The sequence below is a fragment of the Streptomyces sp. P5F9 genome, assembly GCF_057961495.1.
In genome coordinates this window covers 1-7,902 of sequence record NZ_JBXVPZ010000444.1, presented here as the reverse complement: position 1 = coordinate 7,902, position 7,902 = coordinate 1, and the positions used below count along the sequence as shown (strand labels likewise).

The window sequence follows — 7,902 nt, the reverse complement described above, 5'->3', positions numbered from 1 at the left end:
CCCCCACCCTCGACAAGTACAGCCGCGACCTCACCGACCTGGCCCGCCACGGCCGTATCGACCCGGTGATCGGCCGCGACGAGGAGATCGAGCAGACCATCGAGGTGCTGTCCCGGCGCGGCAAGAACAACCCGGTGCTGATCGGCGACGCGGGCGTCGGCAAGACCGCGATCGTGGAGGGCCTCGCGCAGCGCATCACGGACGGCGATGTGCCGGACGTGCTGACAGGTCGGCGAGTCGTCGCCCTCGACCTCACCGGCGTCGTCGCGGGCACCCGTTTCCGGGGCGACTTCGAGGAGCGGCTGACGAACATCGTCGGCGAGATCCGCGCCCACTCGGACGAACTGATCGTGTTCATCGACGAGTTGCACACCGTGGTCGGCGCGGGCGGTGGCGGCGAGGGCGGTTCGATGGACGCCGGCAACATCCTCAAACCGGCCCTGGCGCGCGGCGAGTTGCACATCGTCGGTGCTACGACGCTGGAGGAGTACCGCCGGATCGAGAAGGACGCGGCGCTGGCCCGCAGGTTCCAGCCGATCCTGGTGCCCGAACCGTCCGTCCCGGACGCGATCGAGATCCTGCGCGGCCTGCGCGACCGCTACGAGGCCCACCACCAAGTCCGGTACACCGACGAGGCGTTGGTGGCCGCCGTAGAACTGTCCGACCGCTACCTCACCGACCGCCGGCTCCCCGACAAGGCGATCGACCTCATCGACCAGGCGGGTGCGCGGGTACGGCTGCGGGCACGCACGAAGGGCACGGACGTACGAGCCCTGGAGCGCGAGATGGAACAGCTCGCCCGGGACAAGGACCAGGCCGTCGCCGCCGAGGACTACGAGAAGGCGACCCAACTGCGGGACCGCGTCGCCGAGTTGAAGGTGCGGCTGGCGGAGGCCGGTGGTGGGGATCAGGGCGATGAGGGACAGAACCTGGAGGTCACCGGTGAGGCGATCGCCGAGGTCGTGTCGCGGCAGACCGGTATCCCGGTGAGCAGTCTCACGGCGGAGGAGAAGGACCGGCTGCTCGGTCTGGAGGAGCATCTGCACCGGCGGATCATCGGCCAGGAGGAGGCGGTCCGGGTCGTGTCGGACGCGGTACTGCGCTCGCGCGCCGGGCTGGCGAGCCCGGACCGGCCGATCGGCAGCTTCCTGTTCCTGGGACCGACCGGCGTCGGGAAGACGGAACTTGCCCGGGCGCTCGCCGAGGCCCTGTTCGGCAGCGAGGACCGGATGGTCCGCCTGGACATGAGCGAGTACCAGGAACGGCACACCGTGAGCCGTCTCGTCGGCGCCCCGCCCGGTTACGTCGGCCACGAGGAGGCCGGTCAGCTGACCGAGGTCGTGCGCCGCCACCCGTACTCGCTTCTCCTCCTCGACGAGGTCGAGAAGGCGCACCCGGACGTGTTCAACATCCTGCTCCAGGTCCTGGACGACGGCCGGTTGACCGACGCGCAGGGCCGCACGGTCGACTTCACCAACACGGTGATCGTGATGACGAGCAACCTCGGCTCCGAGGCGATCACCCGGCGCGGTGCCGGCATCGGCTTCGGCCCGGGCGGTGCCGACGCGGACGAGGAGGCGCGGCGCGAGCAGATCCTGCGCCCGCTGCGCGAGCACTTCCGCCCCGAGTTCCTCAACCGCATCGACGAGATCGTCGTCTTCCGCCAGCTCACCGCCGAGCAACTCCGCCGGATCACCGGCCTGTTGCTGGAACACACCCGCCGTCTCCTGCACGCGCAGGGCATCACGGTCGCCTTCACGGACCCGGCCGTCGACTGGCTCTCCCGCCAGGGCTACCAGCCCGAGTACGGTGCCCGCCCGCTCCGCCGCACGATCCAGCGCGAGGTCGACAACCAGCTGTCCCGGCTGCTTCTGGACGGCCGCATCGCGGAGGGCGGCCAGGTGACGGTGGGTGTGGAGGACGGGCGGCTCGCGTTCACACCGGATGCGCCACCGCCCGACCCCAACCGACTTACTACGGAGCCGGGTTGACCACTGCCGCCGACCCGCCACCGCGCCGTACCTTCTCGGCCGCCGCCAACCACTCCCCGTTCGGAAGCCGTTGCACACCGGTCGCCGCGCCGATCTCCGGGTTGAGAGTGAACGAATGCCCGATGGCTTGGAGTTGGGTCTTCAAGTCGCTGTTGTAGAGCGCGGGTTCGAGCTCCGTGTTGGCGGCGTTCCGCTGGCTGGCGCGAGGCGCGGCGATCGCGTCCACGAGAGGGAGCCCGCGGTCGAGGAACTCGGTGAGGGTCTGCAGCACGGTCGTGATGATGGTCGCGCCACCGGGTGAACCGAGCGCCACGACCGGCTTGTTGTGCTTGTCGAGGACGATCGTCGGCGAGATCGACGAGCGCGGGCGCTTGCCCGGGCCGGGCAGGTTCGGGTCGTGGACGGCCGGGTTGGCCGGGGTGAAGGAGAAGTCGGTCAGCTCGTTGTTGAGCAGGAAGCCGCGGCCGGGCACGGTCATCGCGCTGCCGCCGGTCTGCTCGATGGTGAGCGTGTAGGAGACGACGTTGCCCCACTTGTCGGCGACCGTGAGGTGGGTGGTGTTCTCGCCCTCGTACGTCGTCGGCGCGGCCGTTCCGCCGGCGGTGCAGGCCGTCGGGTTGCGCGGGTCGGCGGGCGCCAGCGGGCTGGTGAGCACCGCGTCGTCCTTGATGAGGCAGGCGCGCGAGTCGGCGAACTTCTGCGAGAGGAGTTCCTTCGTCGGTACGTCCTCGAAGGCGGGGTCGCCGACCCAGCGTCCCCGGTCCGCGAACGCGATCCGGCTGGCCTCGATGTAGTGGTGCAGGTACTGGACCTCGCTCGCCTTCGAAAGGTCCGTCTTCTCAAGGATGTTGAGGGCCTCGCCGACGGTCGTTCCGCCGGAGGAGGAGGGCGCGATCGAGTAGACACCGAGTCCGCGGTACGACGTCTTCGTGGGCGCCTGGAGCTTGGCGCGGTACACGGCGAGGTCCTTGGCGGACAGCTTGCCGGGACGGGCGTTCCAGCCCGAACTCGCGTCCACCTTGGGGGTGTTGACCGTGGCGAGGATGTCCTTGCCGAGGTCGCCGTGGTAGATCGCGCCGATCCCCTTCTTGCCCAACTCCTTGTAGGTGGCCGCGAGTTCGGGGTTCTTGAAGGTGGAGCCGACGACCGGGAGCGCGCCGCCCGGCAGGAACAGCTCGGCGGTGTCGGGGAAGTAGCGGAAGCGGGTCTCGTTGGACGCGGTCTGGCTGCGGAAGGTGTCGTCGACCGTGAAGCCGTCGCTCGCGATGCGTTCGGCGGGCTTGAGCACCGTACCGAGCTTCTCGTTGCCCCACTGGTCGAGCGCCGTCTGCCAGGTGGCGGCCGTGCCCGGGGTGCCGGCGCTGAGGCCGCTGCTGACGGCGTCGGCGAAGGCGAGGGCCTTGCCGTTCTCCACGAAGAGGTTGGAGTCGGCGGTCAGTGGCGCGGTCTCGCGGCCGTCGATGGTGTGCACGGTACGGGACTTGGCGTCGTAGTAGACGAAGTATCCGCCTCCGCCGATGCCGGAGGAGTAGGGCTCGGTGACGCCGAGCGCGGCGGCGGTGGCTACGGCCGCGTCGACCGCGTTGCCGCCCTTCTTCAGGACCTCGATGCCGGCGGCTGTGGCGTCCGCGTCGACGCTCGCGACCGCGCCGCCGTAGCCGACCGCCACCGGAACCTTCGTCGGTGTGCCGCTCGTTGCGGCCGGTGGAGCCGCGGCCCCGACCGACACGACGGCGGCCGAGACCGCCAGGACCGACAGTTTCCGTGCCACAGGGCGACGCATCCGTACCTCCAGTCAGGACCGTCCGCGCAGCGTAGCCACATTGCCATGGCCCCAACAGACCACCTCGCGCCACTGTCACACGAGTGCCACACGTCGAACACCGGTACGTACCGGCCATGCTGGGCCGCTAGCATGCGCGCCCATGAATGACGACGTGCGCAACATCGTTCTGGGGGTGGCCGCCGCCGGCATCAGCGCCGCGCTCGGCTGGCTCGCCCGCACCTATCTGTGGCGGCGCAGACTCCGGCGCAAGCAGGCGTTCTTCGGGCTGCCCGACAACTCCGAGTCGCTGCTCGTGGTGAACCGCGAGGCGGGCGGCGCCGAACTCTCGGTGATGCGGCACGACGTGTTCGCGCTGCTCGAACTCGCCGCCCTGATCAAGGACTGCAACGCGCACGCCCAGGTCGTCGCGCACGACGCGGCCCAGCAGAGCTTCGGCGAACGCACCGAGTTCTGCGTGGGCGGCCCCGCCTCCAACCGCCGTATGGCCGCGCATCTGGCGTCCCTGCTCCCCGGCATCCGCGTCAACGTCGACCCGGAACCGGGGCCGGACCGGGGCGCGTTCCAAATCGGCAGTGAGCGCTACCGACTTGAGCCCGGCAAGGGCGAGTACGTCCTCCTCGCGCGTCTCACCGCCGGTCAACTGGGCGGCGCGCGGCCGGTGTTCCTCTTCTGCGGCCAGCGCGCGATCACCAACCAGGCGGCGTCCCGCTATCTCGCCCGCAACCATGAGAAGTTGGCCCGCAAACACGGCGGCAACACCTTCGTCCTGCTGCTGAAGGTGGTCAACTCGCAGGCGTACGGCCCGGATGTGGTGGAGCTGGTCGCGGACGTGACGCGGGCCGCGGAGACCCCGCTGCCCGCACCGGCTCCACGCAGTTCACACCGCGCCTCGTGAATCCGCACACGCGTCAACAATCTTTACTGGCACGTAACTTACCGGCGGGTTACCTGCGGTAGGGAGCCCCGGTTACCGTCGGGTCACTTTGCATTGACACGTGTGAGGAGTGACCCGTGCGACCCCATCGCCAGGCCCTGCGTACGACCGCCGTGGGCGCCGTCTCCGCGACCCTGATCGCCGGAGGTGTCCTCGGGTTCGCCCCCGCGGCCCGGGCCGCCACGAACGGCGTCCGCTTCGTCGACATCACCGGCGACGGCGGTACGACGCTCGCGGCGAACGTCGTCACGCCCGCGGGCGCGGACGGCTCGCACGGCTACCCGCTCCTCGTCCTGCCCACGAGCTGGGGATTCCCCCAGGTCCAGTACCTGGCCCAGGCCCAGAAGCTCGCCGACTCCGGCTATGTCGTGGTGAGTTACAACGTCCGCGGGTTCTGGCAGTCCGGCGGCGGAATAGAGGTGGCGGGCCCGAAGGACGTGGCCGACGCGTCCAAGGTGATCGACTGGGCGCTCGCCAACACCCCGTCCGACGCGGGGCATGTCGGCATGGCGGGCGTGTCGTACGGCGCCGGCATCAGCCTGCTCGCGGCCGCACACGACAGGCGAGGTGAGGTGTCAGCGCCAAAACGGACTGAACTGAAGCGGTCACACAAGGTGACTCACGGCTGCTACTCTGATCGTGTTGATGGCAGCAGTCAAGCTGTCAACACACTGGGCAACTCACGCAGTTGCCCCGACGGCCGGGAGGGTCGCCGCCGGACAGGCCTGACCTGTCAAACTCCCCGGAGCGATCCAGGGGAGAGTCTCCCGCGCGGGAGAGAACTCCAATCGGGCCGTACCGAGCACGAGCGGCCAGACACCGTAGTCGGGGCCCGGCACACGCCGGGCCCCTTACCTTTCCTCCCGCCCGCCCAGTTGCCACCGCCGAGCTGACCGGACTGTTCGGGCTGCCCAACGACGTGTGGACGGACACCGAGCGCTGGTTCGACCACTACCTCAAGGGCGACGACAACGGCATCGACCGCGAGCAGCCGGTGGAGCTCAAGTCCCGTTCCGCGGGCGGCTACGAGGGCTACCCGGACTGGAAGTCGGTCGGCGCGACGCGCAAGAAGATCGACCTCGCGGGCACGACCACCATCCACACCAACGTCGACTCGGGCGCGGACGGCGGGATCGTCTTCCTGTCCAGCATCCTCGACCAGGTCGCCCAGGTGCCCCCGGTCGCGTACGTCCCGCTGCTCCCGCGCCGTTGGGCCGCCGTATGGCAGTCGGGGAAGTACGCGAGTGCCCAACAGGTGCGCGGCACCGTGAAGTTGCACACCACGGTCACGGACACCAAGGAGAGCGGCACCCTCGTCGCGTACCTCTACGACGTGGGCCCGCTCGGCCTCGGCAAGCTGGTCAGCAACGCGCCGTACACCTGGCACGGACAGAAGCCCGGCCAACCGTTCGGTGTGGACCTGGAGTTGTTCTCCACGGCCTACGACGTCCCGGCAGGGCATCATCTCGCCCTGGTCGTCGACACGGTCGACCCGCTCTACATCGAGCACAACCCGACCGGCGCGCAGCTGACCTTCTCCTCGCCTGCGAACGACCCGTCGTACGTGTCGATCCCGCTGCGCGAGCAGTGATCTCCGGCTGCTGCCGGACGGGCAGGTGCCCTCTCTACTACTGCACCCGCGGCAGCAGCGTCCCTGGTTCCGCCGGGGCAACGTCCACGGCCCCGGTCTTGGGACTGCGCTGCTCCCTGCGGGACACCCAACCGGCGAACCAGGAGAGCAGCATGCACATCCCGATGTAGATCGGCGAGATCACCATCACCACCGGGATGAACGGCAAATCGTAGTCGAGGTTCGACGCGATCAGCTTCCCGGCATGGAGAAACTCCTCATAGGTGATCAGATAGCCCAGCGAGGTGTCCTTCAGCGCGACCACCAACTGGCTGATGATCGCGGGCAGCATGGCCCGTACGGCCTGCGGCACGAGGACGTACGACATGACGTGGATCTTGCGCATGCCGAGCGCGAACGCGGCCTCCCGCTGGCCGCGTTCGACGCTGTTGACGCCGGAGCGGAAGACCTCGGCGAGCACCGAGCCGTTGTAGAGCGTCAGGCCCGCGACGAGTGCGGGCAGCGGCTGCACTTTGAGCGCCACGAAGATGAAGAAGATCATCACGAGGACGGGCATGGCGCGGAAGAACTCCACGACGACTGTGGACAGCCAGCGTACGGGCCGGTAGTCGGAGAGGCGTCCTACGGCGAGCAGGGTGCCAAGTGCCAGCGAGAGCACGGCCGCGAGGCCGAAGGCCTTGAGCGTGTTGCCGAGGCCGCGCAGCAGCAGTTCCTGAATTCCCTTGTACTCGAAGGGCATCCACTTCGTGTACGTGAACTGGTCGGTGTCGAACAGGAGATAGAGGATCCAGCCGATCAGCGCGAGGATGACGACCGCGGACGCGATGCCGTAAAGGCGGTGCCGTTTGCGGGTCTTGGGGCCGGGGACGTCGTAGAGGGCGGTGGCGGTGGTCATCGGGCGAATCCCCACTTCCTCTCCAGCGCGTTGAACAGCGCGCTGATGGCGAGGGTGATGATCAGGTAGCCGACGGCGATCCAGACGAACGTCCAGACGATGTTGTAGCCGAGTTCGCTCAACGTCCGGTAGGTGCCGAGGAGTTCGGTGACGCTGAACGCGCCGGCGATCGCCGAGTTCTTGGCGAGGGCGATGAGGGTGGAGCCGACCGGCGGGATCACCGAGCGGAACGCCTGCGGCAGGACGACCAGGCTCAGGCTCTGCCCGAAGGACATCCCGAGGCTGCGGGCCGCCTCCCCCTGGCCCCTGGGCACGGTGTTGATGCCGGAGCGCAGCGCCTCGCAGATGAACGCCGAGGTGTAACAGCCGAGCGCGAGGACCGCGAACACCTTGAAGGGGAGCACGAGTCCGAAGCGCGGCAGGCCGAGCAGCACCGCGAAGAACAGCAGGGTGAGCGGGGTGTTGCGCAGCACGGTCACCCACACCGTCCCGAAGACCCGCAGCGAGCCGACCGGCGCGACCCGGAAGGAGGCCATGAGGAAGCCGAGGACGAGCGCCAACACCGAGGCGTAGACGGTCAGTTCGACGGTGCCGAGGAAGCCGTCGCCGAAGGTCGAGAAGTTGTCGGTCAGTACGTTCACGTCTGCCTCCCTCAGCTCGCCGGATAGCGGTCGATCGCGGGCGGGGTGGGCGCGGGCACTCCGG

At 69.0% G+C, this 7,902-nt stretch carries 5 protein-coding genes and 2 pseudogenes; 4 read left to right on the top strand and 3 right to left on the bottom strand.

What is annotated here, in order from left to right:
* Positions 1-1,991: ATP-dependent Clp protease ATP-binding subunit (locus AC31A1_RS41875; protein WP_489658324.1), on the top strand; the 1,991-nt coding region annotated here is incomplete at its 5' end.
* On the opposite strand, the gene ggt is transcribed toward AC31A1_RS41875, so the two are convergent.
* Positions 1,975-3,774 (bottom strand): gamma-glutamyltransferase, encoded by a 1,800-nt coding sequence (gene ggt, locus AC31A1_RS41870; RefSeq protein WP_489658323.1) that lies wholly within the window; start codon positions 3,772-3,774, stop codon positions 1,975-1,977. The genes AC31A1_RS41875 and ggt overlap by 17 nt on opposite strands.
* 142 nt (positions 3,775-3,916) lie before the next feature.
* Here ggt and AC31A1_RS41865 point away from each other — a divergent pair, with 142 nt between their 5' ends.
* From AC31A1_RS41865 to AC31A1_RS41855, 3 genes and pseudogenes are all read left to right on the top strand, one after another.
* Positions 3,917-4,672: a hypothetical protein gene (locus tag AC31A1_RS41865; RefSeq protein WP_489658322.1), complete on the top strand. Its 756-nt coding sequence runs from the start codon at positions 3,917-3,919 to the stop codon at positions 4,670-4,672.
* A gap of 116 nt (positions 4,673-4,788) precedes the next feature.
* Positions 4,789-5,277 (top strand): annotated as a pseudogene (locus tag AC31A1_RS41860) (CocE/NonD family hydrolase); the annotation flags it as partial.
* A gap of 305 nt (positions 5,278-5,582) precedes the next feature.
* Positions 5,583-6,302, top strand: a pseudogene (locus AC31A1_RS41855) (CocE/NonD family hydrolase C-terminal non-catalytic domain-containing protein); the annotation flags it as partial.
* A 37-nt stretch (positions 6,303-6,339) separates the two neighbouring features.
* Here the strand turns inward: AC31A1_RS41855 and AC31A1_RS41850 are convergent.
* Both AC31A1_RS41850 and AC31A1_RS41845 read right to left on the bottom strand, forming a co-directional pair.
* A complete protein-coding gene (locus AC31A1_RS41850; RefSeq protein WP_489658321.1) occupies positions 6,340-7,197 on the bottom strand; it encodes an amino acid ABC transporter permease in 858 nt (285 codons plus the stop codon).
* A complete protein-coding gene (locus tag AC31A1_RS41845) occupies positions 7,194-7,838 on the bottom strand; it encodes an amino acid ABC transporter permease (RefSeq protein WP_489658320.1) in 645 nt (214 codons plus the stop codon). The genes AC31A1_RS41850 and AC31A1_RS41845 overlap by 4 nt, the downstream gene beginning before the upstream one ends.
* Positions 7,839-7,902 lie beyond the last annotated feature (64 nt).

Coding starts and splice junctions, on each gene's coding strand:
- ggt (WP_489658323.1), bottom strand. CDS start 3,774: ATGCGTCGCCCTGTGGCACGGAAACTGTCGGTCCTGGCGGTCTCGGCC.
- AC31A1_RS41865 (WP_489658322.1), top strand. CDS start 3,917: ATGAATGACGACGTGCGCAACATCGTTCTGGGGGTGGCCGCCGCCGGC.
- AC31A1_RS41850 (WP_489658321.1), bottom strand. CDS start 7,197: ATGACCACCGCCACCGCCCTCTACGACGTCCCCGGCCCCAAGACCCGC.